The organism is Candidatus Hydrogenedentota bacterium, from assembly GCA_016791475.1.
Lineage (GTDB): Bacteria > Hydrogenedentota > Hydrogenedentia > Hydrogenedentales > JAEUWI01 > JAEUWI01.
Genome location: JAEUWI010000024.1, coordinates 81616 through 99369, shown reverse-complemented (window position 1 = coordinate 99369; position 17754 = coordinate 81616). Strand labels below are relative to the sequence as shown.

14 protein-coding genes are annotated in these 17754 nt (G+C 63.6%); 1 reads left to right on the top strand and 13 read right to left on the bottom strand.

Annotation, left to right across the window (positions count from 1 at the left end):
• The 7 genes from JNK74_14465 to JNK74_14435 all read right to left on the bottom strand — a co-directional run.
• A partial coding sequence (locus tag JNK74_14465) for a glycosyltransferase family 1 protein (GenBank protein ID MBL7647386.1) occupies positions 1 to 112 on the bottom strand: 112 nt, incomplete at its 3' end.
• 1 nt (position 113) lies between these two features.
• Entirely contained in the window at positions 114 to 1025 is a 912-nt protein-coding gene (locus JNK74_14460) for a glycosyltransferase family 9 protein (GenBank protein MBL7647385.1), read from the bottom strand.
• A gap of 178 nt (positions 1026 to 1203) precedes the next feature.
• A complete protein-coding gene (locus tag JNK74_14455) occupies positions 1204 to 2382 on the bottom strand; it encodes a glycosyltransferase family 4 protein (GenBank protein ID MBL7647384.1) in 1179 nt (392 codons plus the stop codon).
• Positions 2379 to 2903, bottom strand: coding sequence for an acyltransferase (locus JNK74_14450; protein ID MBL7647383.1), 525 nt, complete (start codon positions 2901 to 2903; stop codon positions 2379 to 2381). The genes JNK74_14455 and JNK74_14450 overlap by 4 nt, the downstream gene beginning before the upstream one ends.
• Before the next feature lie 77 nt (positions 2904 to 2980).
• Positions 2981 to 3754 carry a methyltransferase domain-containing protein gene (locus JNK74_14445; protein MBL7647382.1) on the bottom strand — a complete coding sequence of 258 codons (774 nt, stop codon included), beginning with the start codon at positions 3752 to 3754 and terminating at the stop codon, positions 2981 to 2983.
• Entirely contained in the window at positions 3745 to 4611 is an 867-nt protein-coding gene (locus JNK74_14440; GenBank protein MBL7647381.1) for a glycosyltransferase family 2 protein, read from the bottom strand. Before JNK74_14440 ends, JNK74_14445 begins: the two co-directional genes overlap by 10 nt.
• 334 nt (positions 4612 to 4945) lie before the next feature.
• Positions 4946 to 6907 carry a hypothetical protein gene (locus JNK74_14435; GenBank protein MBL7647380.1) on the bottom strand — a complete coding sequence of 654 codons (1962 nt, stop codon included), beginning with the start codon at positions 6905 to 6907 and terminating at the stop codon, positions 4946 to 4948.
• 189 nt (positions 6908 to 7096) lie between these two features.
• Between JNK74_14435 and JNK74_14430 the strand changes: the two genes are divergently transcribed.
• Positions 7097 to 8428, top strand: a complete 1332-nt coding sequence (locus tag JNK74_14430; GenBank protein ID MBL7647379.1) for an SGNH/GDSL hydrolase family protein — start codon at positions 7097 to 7099, stop codon at positions 8426 to 8428.
• Positions 8429 to 8710: 282 nt separating this feature from the next.
• Here the strand turns inward: JNK74_14430 and JNK74_14425 are convergent, their stop codons facing one another.
• Genes JNK74_14425 through JNK74_14400 form a run of 6 tightly spaced genes read right to left on the bottom strand, consistent with a single transcriptional unit; the run spans position 8711 to position 17679 of the window.
• Positions 8711 to 10537: a hypothetical protein gene (locus tag JNK74_14425; protein MBL7647378.1), complete on the bottom strand. Its 1827-nt coding sequence runs from the start codon at positions 10535 to 10537 to the stop codon at positions 8711 to 8713.
• A 37-nt stretch (positions 10538 to 10574) separates the two neighbouring features.
• Positions 10575 to 12470, bottom strand: coding sequence for a hypothetical protein (locus tag JNK74_14420; protein ID MBL7647377.1), 1896 nt, complete (start codon positions 12468 to 12470; stop codon positions 10575 to 10577).
• A complete protein-coding gene (locus tag JNK74_14415; GenBank protein ID MBL7647376.1) occupies positions 12463 to 13431 on the bottom strand; it encodes a glycosyltransferase in 969 nt (322 codons plus the stop codon). The genes JNK74_14420 and JNK74_14415 overlap by 8 nt, the downstream gene beginning before the upstream one ends.
• An 18-nt stretch (positions 13432 to 13449) precedes the next feature.
• Positions 13450 to 14253: a class I SAM-dependent methyltransferase gene (locus tag JNK74_14410; protein ID MBL7647375.1), complete on the bottom strand. Its 804-nt coding sequence runs from the start codon at positions 14251 to 14253 to the stop codon at positions 13450 to 13452.
• 1 nt (position 14254) lies between these two features.
• Positions 14255 to 15874: an oligosaccharide flippase family protein gene (locus JNK74_14405; protein MBL7647374.1), complete on the bottom strand. Its 1620-nt coding sequence runs from the start codon at positions 15872 to 15874 to the stop codon at positions 14255 to 14257.
• A gap of 2 nt (positions 15875 to 15876) precedes the next feature.
• On the bottom strand, positions 15877 to 17679 hold the full coding sequence (locus JNK74_14400) for a glycosyltransferase family 39 protein (GenBank protein ID MBL7647373.1): 1803 nt from the start codon (positions 17677 to 17679) through the stop codon (positions 15877 to 15879).
• Positions 17680 to 17754: the final 75 nt, after the last annotated feature.

The window sequence follows — 17754 nt, the reverse complement described above, 5'->3', positions numbered from 1 at the left end:
CACGCACCGTACATTCAATACCCCGTGATTCGAGATACGGAATGAACTGGTGGACCCGGTAGCGCGGACTCGCGGCCTGATCGGGATAGAGGGTCAGAAAGAGCACGCGCATGTCAGTTCACCAATTTCCCGCGCACCGCCGCCATCACCTGCTCCACCGAAATCGATTCCAGACAGCAGGCGTGGCCCTCGGGGCACGCGCCCGGCGCGCCCACCAGCGCGGCGTGATTCCAGAAGCCGCTGCACGATTGGGTGCTCCGCAGCGCGGTCAGGCGCGGCTCGTTGCGAATGAGAAAATCGGGATCGGTCGGGCCGAAGAGCGCCACGACCGGCGTGCCCGCCGCCAGCGCCAGATGCATCAGGCCCGAATCGCAGCACACGGCCAGATCGGCTGCGTGGAGCACGCAGGCCGCTTCGCGAACCGAAGTCGCACCGCAGAGATCCACACCCCAGCCCAGGGCCTCGCCTGCTTGACCCAGCACCACCACCCGGCACCCTTCTCCCTCCAGCCGCGCCGCCAGGTCGTGCCAGCGCTCAACGGGCCACCGTTTACTGGGCCAGGAAGCGCCGGGCGCCAGCGCAATCAGGGGGCCATCGTCCTCAGGAATCGCTGCAAGCTGCTTCGCAAACCAATCGTTGTAGTAAAGTTTCGGGCGCGCCAAGGGTACCGGCGCTCCCGCCTGCGCACAATAGGCATCCAGACGATTCGCCAACCGCGATGCCCCGCGCAACAGCAAATAGCCATCGGGATCTGGATGCTTCGGATTCACCGTGCGAATCTGGCTATTGCCCTCGAACAGCTCGGGATAATTGGTCAGGACATCTATAGTCACTCCGGGATATAGACGTTGAAGAGCCTCGAAGACCGGCAGCGCCATGATCTCGTCGCCCAAACGCCAACGAAGCTCCACCAGCAGCGAACGCGGCCGGCCCAATAGCCCCTTCACACGCCAGCGCAGCGCCCGCGAAAGCCGCAGGGCACGCCGCTTGAAGCGGCTATGGCGTTCTTCGAAGGTGGGCTGCATTGTGCTCCTCGGCGATGGGTCTTATGGGTCGTATGGGTCTTATGGGTCGTATGGGTCGTATGGGTCGTATAGGTCGTATAGGTCGTATAGGTCGTATAGGTCGTACAGGTTTTGGTGCTTACGGATACTCTCTTTCTCATAAGTCCCATAGGTCCCATACGACCCATAAGACCCATTCTTAAACCATCTTCGCGTTCACCAACCCCATATACACCGCCCCGAGCCCCGCCGCGTAATCCTTTAAATCATAGCGCCGTCGTGCGAGGGCGGCTCCCTTCTCCGCGAGCGATGACCGCAATTCGGGCTCGCGCACCAGCCGCGCCAGTTGCTCCGTAAGGCTCACAAAGTCATTCGGCTGGCACAACAACGCGGCGTCCTCAACAATCTCCGGTATTGCCCCGCTGTACGTGGTCAGCGCGGGCACGCCACAGGCCATCGCCTCCATCAATGCCATGCCGAACTGCTCCTGCCACGTGTCTGTGGCGATACTCGGGAGCACAAACACATCCGAACTCCGGAAGACCTCCGGCATGGTGTCGTAGGGCCGTGAACCGATAAACGAGCAGTGTTCGGAAAGTCCCAGGCGCCGGGTCAGGCGCTCGACCCGCTCCCGGCCGGGTCCGGATCCCACGACGACCAGCCGAAACTTCACCGAGGAGAACTCGGGGCGATCAGCCAGTTCCCGCAAGGCCAGCAGCAGAAAATCCAGCCCCTTTCGGGGCAACAGCCAGCCTACAAAGAGGATTACAAACTCGTCCGCCGCGAGACCCAGCGCCGCCCGGTCGCCCGGGCCGGGATGAAAGCGCTCCAGGTCGAGGCCGTGATCAATCAGCGTTATTTTTTCCGGCGCCGCCCCCTCCAGAATCAGCGTGCGCCGCGAGCGCTCCGTATGAACCACGAAGCGATCCGCCTCGGCGATGCACCGCGCTTTGCGCGCACGAAGGACTTCCGTGTTCTCGTTGTTGAAGGGGATATTGTCCCACACCATGACACACACGGGAATGCCCCACTTCCGCTTCGCTTCAAGGGCTTCTTCCGTCCAATCGGTGAAAAGTTCCCACGTATGGATCACGTCGAAGTCGCGCAGTTGCTCGTGAAAGGGCAGGAGTCGCGGCGCGCGGTTGCGATAGCGCATCGTCAATAGATTGGGCAGGCGCTTCCAAACCGGGCCCGCCTGATAATCAAAGTAGATCGGTCGCATCGTGATGGCGCTATTGTCCGCGCCCCGCTCCCCGAAGAAACGCTGAATCTCGGAATCCGCGCGAAAGGCCACCACCTCCGGCGCGCCGGGCAAGTGCTTCATCACCGCCAGGTGCCAGGGGCTGCATCGGTTGCCCATCAGGACCGCCAGCCTCATGCTTTTTCGTCCCCGCCCCAGAATCGGGCCTCCAGCACCTTGCGCGCCCCATCGCGGTCCGGCGGAATGTCGATGTGGCGTGCCACGCACTTCTGCTCGTATTCCGCCATCGTGCAGATCACCCGCGCCGGATTGCCCGCCACCACCACGTCCGGCGGTACCGATTTGGTCACCACGCTGCCCGCCCCCACGATGCTGTTCGGCCCAATCGTCACATGGGGCAGGATGGTCGCCCGAACCCCAATCTGGCAGTTGTCCTTGATCTCAATGGGGCCAAAACCAGTGAGGGATTCGTACTTTTCTTGAAAAGGCCAGTTCAAACCGTGGTTCACAAAGGTGACATCATTGGAAATACAGACCCGGTTGCCGATCTTGATGAGCCACGGTTCGCTCCCGAAATCCGTCGCGTAAATGCGACAGCCCTCGCCCACGCGAACGCCCATGGACCGCAAGGTGCGGATCACAGTAGCCGGCGAGCCGTAGCGAAGTCTCAGTTTCTGCAGGAGGCGGACAAAGTTCATGCGTGCATTCAAACAGACGGGAGGGGGAAATGGCAAGATTGGCGGAGAATAGTGGAAGATCAGAGCAACTCCGGCAGTCAGTCTGCATTCGCCTTTTCCATGCGCCAGAACAAATGCAGGCTCGCGGACGGTAGCCGTTTGGCCACCGCCGGCCCCAGATGCGCGAAAAGCCGCTGCAGGCGAAATTGCACCGCCTCCGGCATGCGCGGGTGGTCCACCCACGGAAAGAGCCCCAGACCCACCTCCGCGCCGTGGCCCAGCGCGCGGATGGCCGTGAAGCCCGCCGCGCCGTAGACTTCGCGGATAAACCCGGGGGTCAGCGGCTGCTCCAGTTCCTGGGGTTGCCAGCGGCCAAAGGGCGCCCAGGTGTTGGGCTCATACCAGCCCATGCCCTCGCAGGCCCACTTCACCACGCCCGCCACGTTGCCATAGTTTGGCGCGCTCAGGAAGAACACCCCGCCCGGCTTCAACACCCGGAAAAACTCCCGCGCCGCGCCCGCCGGATCGGGGAAATGCTCCGACGCATCCACGCACAGCAACACGTCAAAAACCTCGTCGGAAAAAGGCAGCCGGGCCGCATCCGCCTGCACCAGCGGGAATCCCCCCCGGCTGATTACAAAATCCGCACCCACATACTGACCGCCTTGGGCCTCTACCACGGCGTCGATGTATCCCCGACCGCACCCCACGTCCAGCACCCGCTTGCCGGAAAAGTCGATATCCAGCGCCGCCAGCACCTCGTTCAGCAACTCGGTATTGATTCCTTCAATCCCGCCGAAGGGCGAACTGACCATCCGCGGATTGCTTTCGTAGAATTTCTGGATCGGGTTGTCCGTCGCCATCAGTACCACACCATCTTCCGGGCAAATCGGCTGCCCAGGTAGACCGCCACGGGGCGCAGCACCGGATAGAGCCACTCGGCTCCGCTCCTCAGGCTCCCCCGCTTCACCTCTCGCAGCCACTGTACATACTTCTTTGGACTCAGCAAGTCCGCTGCGAGATTCGCCTCATTATAGGCGCAGCCCATCTCCCGCAGCGCCAGGCCCTCGTTGCGGCAGCGCCGGTACACGCCCCGCAGCGTGTAATAGTGGTGGTGCAACACCGGGGCGTCCATTGGGAACGCGATGGCGACCCCCGCCCGGTGGAGCTTGATCTGAAATCCGAAGTCTTCCCCCGTCGCCTGGGGATCCACCCGAAGGGATTCCCAAACCGACCGCCGGACCGCCGTGTTCGCGAAGGAAAGGCCTTTTCCGTATCGCGCGGTAAATTTCCCGATCTCCCGAGTGAAGTAGTAGTAGCCGTTCTTCTCCCACTGAAACTGGGGAAAGTGACGCTCCGGATCGGGGATGGACGAGCCGCAGGATACCCCCGCATCGCTCTCCAGCAGCGGCGCGATGATTCGCTCCAGCCAGTCGTGTTGGGCGGGAATGGCGTCCTGCGAAAGATTCACCACTATCGCGCCCCGGGCCTCCTCAAAAAGCCGCTCCCGCACCCGGCCCCAGTCGAAATGCGCCTGGTCTATCGCGATGACCCGCACCGGATATTTCGCCAGCGCCTCCAGTGTGCCGTCGGTCGACCCCGAGTCCAGCGCAATCACCTCAAAGGGCCGCGAAGTCTCCTGAGCAAAGACCTGCGCCAGAGCGCGTCGAAGGATAATGCCTCCGTTGCGGCAGGGAATACCGATGGTGATCTCGGGGGCTTCAGACATGCGTACGGACTTTCAAAGGTTCAAGGCAGGAGGATGATACACCACCGAAGGGACGCTCCCCAAGGGACAGGGTCGCCACGGGACGACGGCTTGCAGGGTTCGCGCTGAGCCCCGCCAGCGGCGAGGACCAGGAGGCCCGCTTTAGAGGGTGAGGTCCCCCCCGCTTGCGGGGGGGCAGGGGGGGAAGCTCGATCACGAATTTCATCCGCTGCGCGAGACAAAGCTCATAAGAGCACGTGGTGTCACGCCGCCACTTGCCCAGGACAGGCCCGGACCAAACATCTCGCCCCTCGCTGCAAACCCTGGGAAAAGCAGCCGTCCTCCCCCATCCCCGTCACGGGTCCGACCCTGTCCCTCCGTCGCGCCTGACCCGCAGCAGCATCCCGTCTCCCGCCTCCGCCGCGACCTCCAGCCACGTCGAGGCCCGCAACTGCCCTCGCACCGCCGGGTCCACGGGCCATGTCGCGGGGCAATACACCCAGGCCACGCACCAGCGCGCCGCAATATCCCGCCGCACCGCATCGGGTGTTCTCGCGTCAAAGAACACCTCAACCTCCTCCCGCAGTTCCGAGTAGGGTTGGTCGGTCAGGTTGAAGGTGCCGATGCCATACACCACCGGATTTCCCTTCAGCCGAACCACCACATCGCCAGCCGGTGAAGGGGCCAGCACCCATCCCTCGCCGATGGCCTCGATAAGTCGCCCGTCGTCCTGGCGCATTACCTCCGTATGCAATGCCGCGAAGGGACCTTGGGCATCGGCGCGGCCCAGCGGCGACTGGAAGGCAAGCACCGCCACCGCAACAGACGATAGGCCACACCCGAGTAGCAAGCTCCACGCCACCCGCTGCGTGCGCTGCGAAAAGTGCGCCAGTCCCATCGCGGTAACGATGCACAAGGGCAGCCAGATAAAAACCTGGAGCCGTTGCGGGCCGAACTGAAGAAACCAGCCCTGTCCAAAGCCGCTTAGCGAGAGGGCCGTGAATCCGATCAGCCATAGGAGCAGCCAGAGGCCTATTCCATCTGACAGTCCACCAAGGAATGTGGCGCAGGCGTCCCGGTCGTGATTTTGTGCCATCAGGCGCTGACCGCCCCGAAGTGACCAGGCCACACCCGCCACCCCGCCTATCAACGCCCAGTCCGATATCGCCGCAGCCACCGAGCCATCCCGCCCCGCAAGCAGGTTTCCATAGAAACCCTGATACACCACATAACCCGCCGAAAAGGCGGCCAGATAGCCCATCCCGGCAAAGAGCAGCACGCGCGCGGGCAAGGGTGCCATCTGAGCGCCGCGCCACAGCACCCGCCCACCCGCAAGCCAATGCAGCCACGTGACAACCACAAAGGGTGAAAACCACATCGCCATATTGCCCACCACGAGGTGATTCTCCACCACCGCCGGGTTCAACCGCATGAGTGCCGCCGCCACGAGGAAGCCCGCGCCACCGGGCAGCCCATACGCCGCCAGCGCCCGCCACCTGGTCTTGCCGCCGCAACTGCGCTCGCAGGCGAGGAAGAGCGCCAGCAGCCCAAAGGTAAACACTGTGTAACGCGCGTCCAGGAAACTTCCGACCGCTATCGCGATCATCCAACCCCAGGGCCACGAGGCGTCCCGCCACCGCATGCGCCCCACAATCGAGCCCAATCCGCCAAGGCAGCACGCGAGAGAAAGGGTGTAATACAGTCGGGGAAAATACAACACAGGATTGAGGTGGGGTCCTTCCATCAGATCGTAAACCGCGAAACGATGAAAGTACACCTCGAAAGCGGAATGCCCGTGAAGGCCGAACAGGCCCGCAATCAAATAGAGCAGTCCGCCGGGTCCGCCGCTCAACGTGAACAGCACAAACGCCGCCACGGAAAATCGCGGGACGATGACGAGCAAGAGCCGGAAGACCACCCACAGATAAAAGGCCGCGCCGAGCCCATTCGCGATGCCATACGTGAGGAAGGGGTCCAGCGGCAGCACCCGCGCTATCAAGCCGAGCCCGCCATAAAGCCACAAGTGGGGCACGCTGTAATACGCGATAGAAGCATCGCCCGCCGCCGCCTGGCACGTGGCATAGGCCGAGTGAAAGCCCGTGGGAAACATGCCCATCGCGTGGAGAAACAACGCACTGTCGGGGATGTGCAGCCCCGTGGCCACCGTTCCCTCGGGCGGGAAATAGAGGCAAAGCCCATGCACCAGCGGCTGGGTCAGCGCCAGCATCGCGATCAGCAACCAGATGGCGCGGGGCGTCCGCGCGCGAAATTCAGGCGCGCCGCAGTTCGCGACGGTCGATGTCTGGTTCGTATGCAAGGGTCAAATATATCCCACAACGCAGGTCGAAAAGGCGCCGATGCCGCCTTCGCCGGGCAGTATACCATGGCCCCGAAAGAAGAGAACGGGCGAGAGCAACCTATTGCCCAAGAGTGGCACGCTTGCAGCTCCAGACATATCCAACGCCCACTTGGCCCGCCCCCCGGTGCCTGTGCTAAGGTCAACGCCATGTCCGATGCTACCGAAACCACCAGCCGCCCCCACTTTGCATTTCTTCTTCTGTGGGGCGTGCCCGTGCTGCTCCTCGCCGACACCCTCGTGGCGGCGGCGGATGGCTGGCGCTTCACGGGAACGATCGAGCATGCTTTCTCCCTGATGCTGGCCTATTGGGTCTTGGCTTCCTTACCCTGGTTCTTTCTAGCGGTAGTCCGCGAGTGGCTGGGCGGCTTGTGGCGTGAGTTTGCCCTGCTGTTCGCCGTTGTGGTGCTCGGCTGGACCGCCCTCGAATTTACCGCCCACGTGCTGGAGCGATCCCTTCGTCCGGAGAAACCTTTCCACACGCGCGGACCGAATCTGCACAACATTTTCTATCCCGACCCCGCCTACCTGCCCGGTATCGAGGGCGAATCCCATTTCACCACGGGCCCAGACGGCCTCCGCGCCGCTGCGCCACCCGTAGCGGTTCAATCCATTCACATCATAACTATAGGCGGCAGCACCACCGAGTGCGTTTACCTCGACGACACTGAAACCTGGCCCGCGCGCCTCGCGGCGCATCTGGGCGGGCCCGAAAAGGTGTGGGTCGGCAACGCCGGCATCAGTGGTTTCGACCTGAAAGACCATCTCCAGTTCGTCGAGCATTCTCCAGCGCTCGAAGAAGCCGCCGCCCTCGTCGTTCAGCCCGGCATCAACGACCTCTGGCGTTTCCTCGCGAAGGAAGTCGAAACGATGGACTATGGTCGATTCGAGGAGCACACGAATGCGCCCTCGGAACCCGCGCCCGTTGCCGTCGTCCCATACCGGCCTCTGTGGACGCGCTCCCGCGTAATTCAGCTTTACCACACCCTCCGGCGGGAAACGCCGCCGCCGGAACAGCAGGAAGGCATCGGCGGACGGGAATACCAGATCCGTCGCGACAAACGGGCCGCCGCCGAAAAGACCAATGAGCTGCCGTCCCTGGCCGAGGGCCTCGCGTTGTATCGCAGCCGGATCGAGGGCCTGATTGCGGCCTGCCAGCGGCGCGGTGTGCCTGTACTTTTCACCACCCAGCCCGTCGTCTGGCGCGCCGACCTCTCCGCCGAGGCCGAGGCCCGCTGCTGGTTTGGCTGGCTGCCCGATGGCCGCTACCTCACCCTCGCCGCCCTGCGCGAAGCCATGGACCAGTACAATGAAGCGCTGAAACAGACCTGCGCGGCGCAGGGCGTACCCTGCGTCGATTTATCGCCCCTCAACGGCAGCGAGGCCTACTTCTACGACGACTGCCACTTCACCGAAGCGGGTGCGGAGGCGGTGGCGCAGCTTGTGGGGCCGGTGCTGCGAAATGTGATCGCCCAAAACTGATCGACGTTCGAGGGAAGGCAGCTTGGACGATCAGTTGCAGCCACGTGTGCCACGCGATCCGGCAACGCCGGTTCGTGTGCCCGTCGGAGTGAGAGCCCGATACGACAATGAAATCCAAGGCGGGCGGCGGGTCGAAACAAGGGCGAGTACAAAGCGCTCGTTCAAGTGGCGAACACACCCTAGGTATCTGCCCCGCAGGGCACACGAATCGGCGTTGCCGAATCGCGTGGCACACTCAGAGTGCTCTTCCCACCACCAGCCAAAATCGCAACCTCGAACTATTCATCCTTCATCCTCCACCCGAAACACCACCCCGCGACCTTCCTCCGCGACCACCGCCAGCCAGGGCAGGCGTCGAAGCCCTTCCAGCACCGCCGGGTCCACGGGACACGTGTCTGGGCAGAACACAAAGTCCACACACCACTTCGCCACGTAATCCCGCCGCTCCGCCTCGCTCGCTTCCGGGCTGAAGAAGCGATTTACCGATTCCTGCAAGGGGCCGAAGGGCTGATCGCCCAGATTCATCGCACCCGGTCCGCCGATTACCTGATAGTCCCCATGGTGCGCCACGATCTCGCCGAAGGCAATCGGAGACCAGGGCGGCACCGCCACGGTCCCCGACGGCAACTGCGCCAGCAATCGCGCGTCGGCCTCGGTCATGTATTCATAGTGCAGATAAGCGAATGGCCCTTCGCCCGGCGTCCGCCCGAGCGGCCCCTGGAAATACAGCGCGGCCACGGCCTGGGAAAGCACGCCGCCACCAATCACGAGCACGACACACACCCGCGCAGCCATCTTCGGCAGCGTCCTCAAGCCCGCCGCCGCCAGCAGCGCCATGGGTACGCCAAGAAGGACTAGGCAGCGTTGCGGCGCGAACTGGAGCAGCCAACCCTGACCCGTAGTGCTTACCGATACCGCCAGCAGCACCAGAAACCACGCGGCAACCCAGCGCAAATGGATTGCCCCCTGTGTTGTCTCCCCCGCTCTCCAGCGCCATCCCAGCAAAGCACCGGGCAACAGCGCCGACAGAGCCCAGTCACTCGCGAGCACTGCGGCCCCCATATCGCCGCCGCGCCACCAATTGCCAAACCAGATTTGGTGCGCGAGATAAACGAGCGCATAGGCGGCGAGATACCCAAGCAGCGCCAGCGACACGCTGCGCAGGGCGCGGGACTGGGCACTCACGCCATTTCGCAATCCCAGCGCAAGGGAAGGCCAGAAAAACATCGTCGCGTAGAGCAGCGGCAAGAGCAAGGCGCATTCCCGCGCCACCGAGGAAACATTCGCGGTATAACTCGGGTGCTGGCCCATGACCCCGATGGCGATCGCACCGCCCAGTGTGGTGACCCCGAAGGTACACCCCGCAAGCCATGCGCGATAACGTCCATCGTTTCCACTGCCCAGTAGCAGATAGGCGGCGCCCGCCCCCCAGAAAAGCGGAGCCACGCGCACGTTGATACTCGCGGTCACTAGAAGCAGAAAGCATGTAAAAAAGAGGTGACCCGGACACCGGCACCGATCCGTTTCCACCAGCGCCGTCAGCGCGGCAAAACCCAGCGCCATGGGCAGCGTGTAGTAGAGGCGCGGCATCAGCAAAATGGGGGACAAATACTGTCCCTCGATCAGTTCGTACTGCGCAAAGCGCGTGAACCACGCCTCGAAGCCCGGCGCCCCCACGCCACCCGTGAGCCACGCCGCCAGAAAGACCATTCCCGCCAGACCGCCCCCCAGCGCGTACAAATAGAAGGCCAGCGCGGCGTCTTTTGGTGCAATCCGTCGCAGGAATCGATACACGTTCCACAAAAGCAGTGCGCCACCGACGCCGTTCGCAATTCCGAGAAACAGGAAAGGCGTAAGCGCCGTCATGCGCCCAATTTCGCCTACTACGCCGTAGAGCAGGAAGATCGGCACTGAAAAGTACGCGGCATCATTCGTGTTCTGCGCGAGGCACGTGGCAAAGGGCGAATGAAAGCCATTCGCGAAACTCGCCATGGCCAGCAGGTGGTGGCCGCTGTCCCCCGTGTACAGACCCGTGGGCACGGCGCCCTCTGGGGGGAAGTATCCGATCCAGAAGTGGGTCAGCGGCGGGATCAAGCCCAGCAGTAGCATCAGCCCGTAAGGTCCCAGTCGCCGCCCGTCGCCCGTTTTAGACATGGTTCGGCGGCCGGGTATCGATGAGCACGCGAAACAACACCGCGTCGCCCTCCTGGGCGATGCGCTCCAGCCACGGCAGGCGGGAAAGGTGCTCCACCACCGAGGGGTCCACCGGTCTCGTCGCGGGGCACAGGATAAAGTTCACACACCAGTCCCGCACGAAAAACGCGCGAAATTCGTCCTGGCCGTCGGGCGAAAAAAACTGCTGGATCTCCCGGGCGGTTGAGAGCATGTCCAGATCGCCGAATTCCAGACTGGGCTGGCCGAAGATGGTCTTGAGTCCGGGCCGACGCGCCACGGCCACATCGCCCATCAGGGGCGGTAGCGAGGCCGGGGCGAGCAGCGTCCCTTCACGGAGTTGATCGATGAGCGCGAGATCCTCCGCCCGCACGATTTCGCTGTGGACCCAGCCGAAGGGCGACTTGCCCGGCGTGTGACCGAGGGGCCCTTGAAAGCAGAGGGCCGAAACCGCGAGCGACGCGCCACCGCAGACAAAGATGAGCGCGCCGTAGGCAACCGCGAAGCGTGGAAAACGACCACGCACCAGGCCGAGGCCCTCCGCCGCCAGCATAGCCATGGGTACGCCCAGCAGCACGAGACCCCGCTCCGGCATCAGGCGCATGAACCAGCCCTGGCCCACCGCCGCCACGGAAACACAGGCGAGTCCCAGAAACCACAGCGCCACCCAGTGCTCGGCAGCCTGCTCCGCATCGCCGCGCCGCCGCCGCCACAGGAAAAGCGTCCCCGGAATCAGGCCGAGCAGCGACCAGTCCGACACCGCAATGGCCGCCGCCGTTTCGCCGCCGCCCGTCACATTGCCGAACCAGATTTGGTGGCCGATGTACAGGGTGAAGAATGTGACGCCATAGCCGACACACCAGCCCGCGATGAGTCGCACGAACCAGCCCATTTGCCCCAGGTGCCGCCATACCGCCAGGAGCGCCAGCGGCCACAGCCAGAAGGTGGCGGTTACCAGAGAGCCCGCCCAGGCCGAGCGACGCAGCAGATCGGACACGTTTTCCGCGCCTTGAACGTTCATGCCAAATGGGACATAAACCAGCAGTGTCGCCACCAGCGTGGGCAGGAGATAGTATAGGGAGTAGCGCCGCTTCATCCCGGCGCGTACCAGGGGCTGGGCGAGCATGAAACAAACGGCCACGCCCCAGAACAGCAGGCCGACCCGGGCATTCACGTAAGTGCAGAGAAACTGCAACAGGATGGAGCGCCGGTCGGGGATGGGGTTCTCGCGGCCCATGGAAGCCATGAAGGCCATGAGCGCGGCGAAGCCGATGCCGAGGGAGAGGGTGTAGTACAGGCGCGGAAAGACCAGCGCGGGCGCGAGGAAAGGGCCCTCGATCAGTTCGTATCGCGCCAGGCGGTGAAACCAGAGTTCGAAACCGGGCTTCGCCTGCATATCGAGGGCGAGACTCGCCAGCCAGACCACGCCGCCCAGTCCGCCGCCCAGGCATAAGAGTCCAAAGGACAGGTTCGCCCGCTGCGGCGCCACGTAGCGAAAAAAGCGCAGCACCATCCAGAGATAGAAGGCCCCGCAGAGGCCGTTGGCCGCGCCGAGGAGCAGGAAGGGATCGAGATGGAGCACCTTCGCGACCCAGCCGAGTGCGGCATAGATCCCGTGGTGGGGCAGGGCGAAGAGCCAGGGATTGTGCGCGCCGTCCGTGCTCTGGCAGGTTACATAGGGCGAGAAAAAGTCGTTGGAGAAAATGTTCATCGCCGTCAGAAAGAAGGGGGTATCTCCGATGCGGAATCCGCTGTGGACCACTTCTCCCGACAGGCCATACTTGAGCCACAGGTGGGTCAACGGCTCAATCAGGGCGAGTCCGACTATGACGACATAGGGCCATCGGCTTTTCCGGGGCTCGCTATACATGATGATCTCCCCGCCGGAGGAGGGCCTGCATCGCCCGGTCGCTGATTTTTCTGTTGCCCATGATCCGCCGCCGTTTCCAGAGGGCGCCCGGAAGGTGCAGGGCCAGATCCATCCACGCCACGAGCACGAAGGCCACCGCGAATACACTGCCCCAGGCGTGTCGCGCCGTCTGAAAGAGGCGACCATTCTGGTGCAGCCGTTCTTTAAGCAACGCACCGGCGTTCCAATAAAGCATGCGCCATGAGAAATTCTTCACCACCAGCAGCGCATGGTTTCGGTAGCACTGGCGCGTGCGCCACCACAGACGTCCGGCGATGCTCGCGCTGCCCACGTGCCACGCCACCGCACCCGGCACCAGCCGAGTCCGATGACCCGCCCAGCGTGCCCGAAAACACAGGTCCGCGTCCTCGAAATAGGCCCCGAAAGCGGGATCCAGCACGCCAATTTCGTCCAGCAGCGCTCCGCGAAACAACCCGTACCCTCCCGACACGCCAAAGGGCCGTTCCGTCATGCCAAACAGGCCCTGTTCCACCATGTGACCGATGCTGATCGGCCTTCCATTGGGCCCGATGTGGTCGCCGGCACTGTAAACCAGCCGGGGGTCCTCTGTCCACAGCACCAGCGGCGCGAGCATGGCCGCATCGCCGCGCCGCGCCGCCGCCATCAGCCGCTCCAGACAATCTCGCGCCAGAATGACATCGTTGTTCAATAGAAAAATCCAGTCGCCCCGCGTATGCTCGATTCCCCCGTTTGCCGCGGCCACAAAGCCCTGGTTCTTCTCCGATCGCACCACCACCACTTCGGGAAAATGTCGCGCCAGATGCTCCGCCGTCCCGTCCGTCGAGCCGTCGTCCGAGACAATTATTTCAAAGTCCCGATACGACTGGCGTTTCAGGCTGTCCAGGCATTCACTCAGCATCGCGAGCCCGTTCCACGTGGGGATGACGACCGAAAGGCTCATGATGCAAATCCGAGGGTATTACGCACGGAAGCCTCCGCCCGGATCTTGATAACGCTTTTCTTTTCCCTGGTCATTGTTTCCCCTCGGGAAAACCCACAACATGGTACGGTAACAGGGCGAATGGTGAATGCGCGAGAGCACCGGTACCAAGACGCGAAGGGCTGCCTGGGCTATTCCATTGCCTCTTCCCGGCCAGTTGCACATGAGCACGCGCCACATCCATTCCCACATCCAGAGCGCTCCGTTCCCCCGTCGCTCTACCCGATAGTCTGCACCACAGGCCAGGGCGAGATCCCCTTTCACCTCTCCGGCGTCCGGAAGTCCCATCGCCACATGTTCCTCCAGCCACCGTATCGTGCCGCCCGTAAGCGCGCCATAGGCCGCCCGGATCCGGCCCTCCGCCGCGAAGGCCGCCTCGCCGGAAGGAAAGCCGATCACGGCCACTCCGTTTGCCCGCAACACCCGAAGAATCTCCCGGTTGGCCCGTTTTCGGTGTTCCGCCGGGATGTGCTCGTAGGTGTCCATGCAAACCACCACGTCAAACTGACCGTCGCCAAAGGGCAACGCGCCAATATCGCCAGCCACCGGCGTCACGGCCTGGCTGGCCCGCGCGGCCTTCAAGTGGGGTACGGCAATATCCACCGCCACCACCCGCGCGCCGCTGAAGCGCGCGAAGCCATTCTCGTTCGCGCCGATCTCCAGGATGCGCGGCGCCGACCAGTCCCGCCCTGGGAAACGGCGCAGGATGGGCAGATAGCGCACCGCCCAGTCGGGATAGCCCCGACCATCGTTCTCCGCCCAGGCGCGCAGTCTCGCGTTCACCTCAGACCACATTTTCGGCCCTCGCAGTAAGAAATCGAAAGCCGGGCATGCGGTCCAGGCGCAACGTCTCGCGAAGAAAGGCCACATCGTAGCGATCCAGGAAGGGAGTCCAACGCAGGCAGGCGACATAGCTCAAAGCGAAAAGGCCGGCGCAGGCCCCCGCGATCAGCAGGTTGCCGACGCGATCTTCGTAGCCGGACAAGACCCAGTTCACTCCCGCGCACAGCGCAGAGCCCGGCAGCGCGGCCACCACGGGCCACAACAATGATTCGCGCAGGAGGCGCAGCGGGGGCACGGCCACTTCCCGCCGCATCGCGCCAAAGAACCATACCGTGGAGAGCCCCAGCGCCAGTGCGGTACCCAGCGGAATGCCATAGAACCCGATCAGCCCGTAGAGCGCGATGGTCAGCGCGATATTGCCGGACATGGAGATAATCCCCGCAATCATCGGCAGTCCCGCGTTGCCTTTGCCCAGGGCAATGCTCACACCCGGTCCAGGCAGCACGTTCATCACATAACCGACAATAATGATTCGCGCCACCCAGCCCGCTTCGCGCAATCCCGTCTTTTCCGCATAGAGTGAAAGGAGCATTTCAGTGGCGGCAAGAACATACAGCGCCACCGGGGCCGTTACCGCCGCCACGTACTTCGTCGATCGGAGGTAAAGCATGCGGAGGCGCTCCTGATCGTCCCGCGCATCCAGACTGGACACCGCGGGAACCAGCGCGCTTACCATCAACATCGGCGCCTGACGCACTTTGGCGGACAGGTCCTCGCCGACGCGATACAGCCCCACCAGTTCGAGGCTGCCGCCGCTCACCAGCGCCACGATCATCCGGTCGGTCTGAAAATTGATCAGGTTGGCCAGCCGCGCCACCTGGGAGCGCCAGCCGAAGCCCAGCAAGACCCTGAACACGGGCCAGGTCATGCGCCGGGGGTTGCAGTGCAGCCCCGGATAGATTCGGTAGGCCACCACCACGCTCGCAGCGGTGTTGAAGGTAAAGACCACGCCGCTCGTGTAGAGCAGGCCCCGCACGCCAAAATCCGCCTCCAGGAAAACCACCGTCGCCGCCACCTTCACCAGCGACGCCGCAAGACCGATGGCGTTGGTCAGGCCCATCCGTTGAAGGCCCGACTGGAGGGCGGAGAAGGGCGCCGCGCAATTCCCCGCCGCGAAGAGCAGCAGCGCGCCACGCAGCAGCACCCTTGCCTCGTCCCACAGGGCGTTGTTCGCAATGATTTGCGTATGACCGGGGTTCAGTGCGTGCATGAGCTTCACCATCCCCAGCAACAGCAGGTCGATCAGCGGCCACCCCAGCGCCACGAACAGCAGGCCCAGAAGTGCGTAGAAATACACGCCCGTGCTCACCACCGCGCTCACGCTGTTTCGGTCTTCCTTTGCCGCGAAGGATGCAATGTATTTCGTGAACGCGCTGCTGACGCCAAAGTCGAAAAGGGCCGCGTAGCCCGTGAACAGCGCCACCAGCGACCAGAGCCCGAATCCCTCCAGCCCCACCCGATCGATGGTGTATATCGTCAGCCCGATGCCGGCCACGGCCTCCCAGGAGCGGCCCGCCGCGTTGAACACGGTATTTCGCGCGATCGTCCGCCGGTCAGACATGGTCAGTGCACCGCATAGAAGGAAACCTTCTCCACACCGCCCCCGTTCTTCCGGGGCAGTTGCAGGGGCGTGTCAACTAGCTCAAAGTATTGCGGGGTCCGTTGCCACGACGCGACCATCGCTCCAATCTCCCCCGAGAGCGCCCCGGATTCCGCTACGAAATCTTCCGGCACCATCACATAGCGAATTTTGTTCTCGTGCAGCCACGCCACCTGGTCGTCCAGCGATAGCGCGGCGATGCGCTTCAGGCTCCAGTGATTCTGATAGCTCGGCGCATCCAGATAATAGCTCCGCTGATCCAGCGTCAGGATCGTGCCGCCATCGTTCAGTCGGCGATTCGCAAACTCAAACGCGCCATAGCGCTCCACCCGCTGATTCAAGTACTCCTGTTTGGACTGGCGCCCCAGCACCACGGGGATTTTGAAGTGAACCGCCGCCGCGTGCAGCGCGAGTCCGTAGCCAAACGAAGACATCAGCAGCACCGCCACCGCCCGCCGGCCCCGGGGCAACCGCTCCGCCGCCAGCGCCGCCACCACCATCATGGGCGCAAAAAAGGGCAGGAGATAGCGCGCGAGGCGCTGGAAGAAGAAGAAGGCCGTGCCCCCCGCCGCGCTGAAGGCGCCCAGCCACCAGGCCCGCGCACCGCCCACGATCAGGCCCGGTACCCCCAGAATCAGGATCATGCCCCCGGGAGACTTGTTCCACCCGTCAAACATCGCGGGGCGCATCACGATGTCCCAGGGAAACCGCAGAAAAGCCGCCAGGCCCATCCCCGAGGAGCGGCCGATGGATTCGTGAGCGCCGGGTGTCGACACGGCAATGTGGTCGATGGGCGAATCGGGAAAAACCGAAAGCAGGAAGGGAAAGATGGGGTTCCCCGTTACCAGCCAGCTCCGCATCAGCCAGGGCGATGCCGCAAGCAACGCGACCACCGAAAACACGGCGCAGCGCCGAATCGGTTGAGTTTTCACCGAAAGGGCAACGACGCCGATGGCAAGCAATCCGCAGACCAGATAGCCCGTGTGCCGGATTCCGCAGGAAGCGCCCGCGAGCACTCCCGCGATCAGCAGCCATTCTATTTTTTTCTCGTCATGCCAGGCGACCACGGCGGCCAGGGCGGCCGTGCTGCAGGCCACAAAGGGCAGGTCAATGCCCACATTCCCCGCCTGATCGAGATAGATCGGGGCCGTGGCCAGCAGCGCCGCCGAGACGAGGCCCGTCTGGCGCGTGCCCACCCGCCGGCCGAGGCTGTAAACCGCGGTACAGGCCAGGCCGCCCATGGACCAGTTCAGTAGAGAAACGGGCAACTCCCGGTTACCCAGCATGGCCACCGCGTAGAGGCTGTGCATGATATGGGGATAGCCGGAATAGACATTCCCCGGCTCCGTCAGAATCCGGCCCGCCCGACCGTAGTCGGACGGCAGCGCCAGATGCGCCACGGCGGCGTCCCACCCCGTGGAGGGGGCCAGCGCACCGATGAGGGCCAGCAGCCATGCACAGAGAATCGCCGCCACCGCCGCCGCCTCCAGCCGCGTCAGCCCCGAAAATTGGACGTGAAAGGCAGGCCCCGGCACCCGCGCCGTCGACCGGAGTGAATTGAGCACCGCGACGAGCGCCACCACGCCCAGGATGTATTGAGCCCCGCTCAGCGAATAGCTGCCGACGGCCATCGCAACCACCGCCACCGCCACCAGCCCGCAAAGCAGACGGCAGCCCAGCGACTCCAGCGGGTCGTGGATCGGGACGCGGCTCAACATCACCGATCCGGTGCCCCAGGCGGCGACGAGTATAATGAGAAATGACATTAACTTTCCTTGGGTGGCGAATGTAAGGGGACGATAGCACGCCCCCCCGAGGGAATGCACCTGAACCAGGGGATG

Excerpts from the sequence above, each read along its gene's own strand:
- JNK74_14415 (MBL7647376.1), bottom strand. The coding sequence starts at position 13,431 with ATGAGCCTTTCGGTCGTCATCCCCACGTGGAACGGGCTCGCGATGCTG.
- JNK74_14440 (MBL7647381.1), bottom strand. The coding sequence starts at position 4,611 with ATGTCTGAAGCCCCCGAGATCACCATCGGTATTCCCTGCCGCAACGGA.
- JNK74_14420 (MBL7647377.1), bottom strand. The coding sequence starts at position 12,470 with ATGTATAGCGAGCCCCGGAAAAGCCGATGGCCCTATGTCGTCATAGTC.
- JNK74_14400 (MBL7647373.1), bottom strand. The coding sequence starts at position 17,679 with ATGTCATTTCTCATTATACTCGTCGCCGCCTGGGGCACCGGATCGGTG.
- JNK74_14450 (MBL7647383.1), bottom strand. The coding sequence starts at position 2,903 with ATGAACTTTGTCCGCCTCCTGCAGAAACTGAGACTTCGCTACGGCTCG.
- JNK74_14430 (MBL7647379.1), top strand. The coding sequence starts at position 7,097 with ATGTCCGATGCTACCGAAACCACCAGCCGCCCCCACTTTGCATTTCTT.
- JNK74_14455 (MBL7647384.1), bottom strand. The coding sequence starts at position 2,382 with ATGAGGCTGGCGGTCCTGATGGGCAACCGATGCAGCCCCTGGCACCTG.
- JNK74_14405 (MBL7647374.1), bottom strand. The coding sequence starts at position 15,874 with ATGTCTGACCGGCGGACGATCGCGCGAAATACCGTGTTCAACGCGGCG.
- JNK74_14460 (MBL7647385.1), bottom strand. The coding sequence starts at position 1,025 with ATGCAGCCCACCTTCGAAGAACGCCATAGCCGCTTCAAGCGGCGTGCC.
- JNK74_14425 (MBL7647378.1), bottom strand. The coding sequence starts at position 10,537 with ATGCTACTGCTGGGCTTGATCCCGCCGCTGACCCACTTCTGGATCGGA.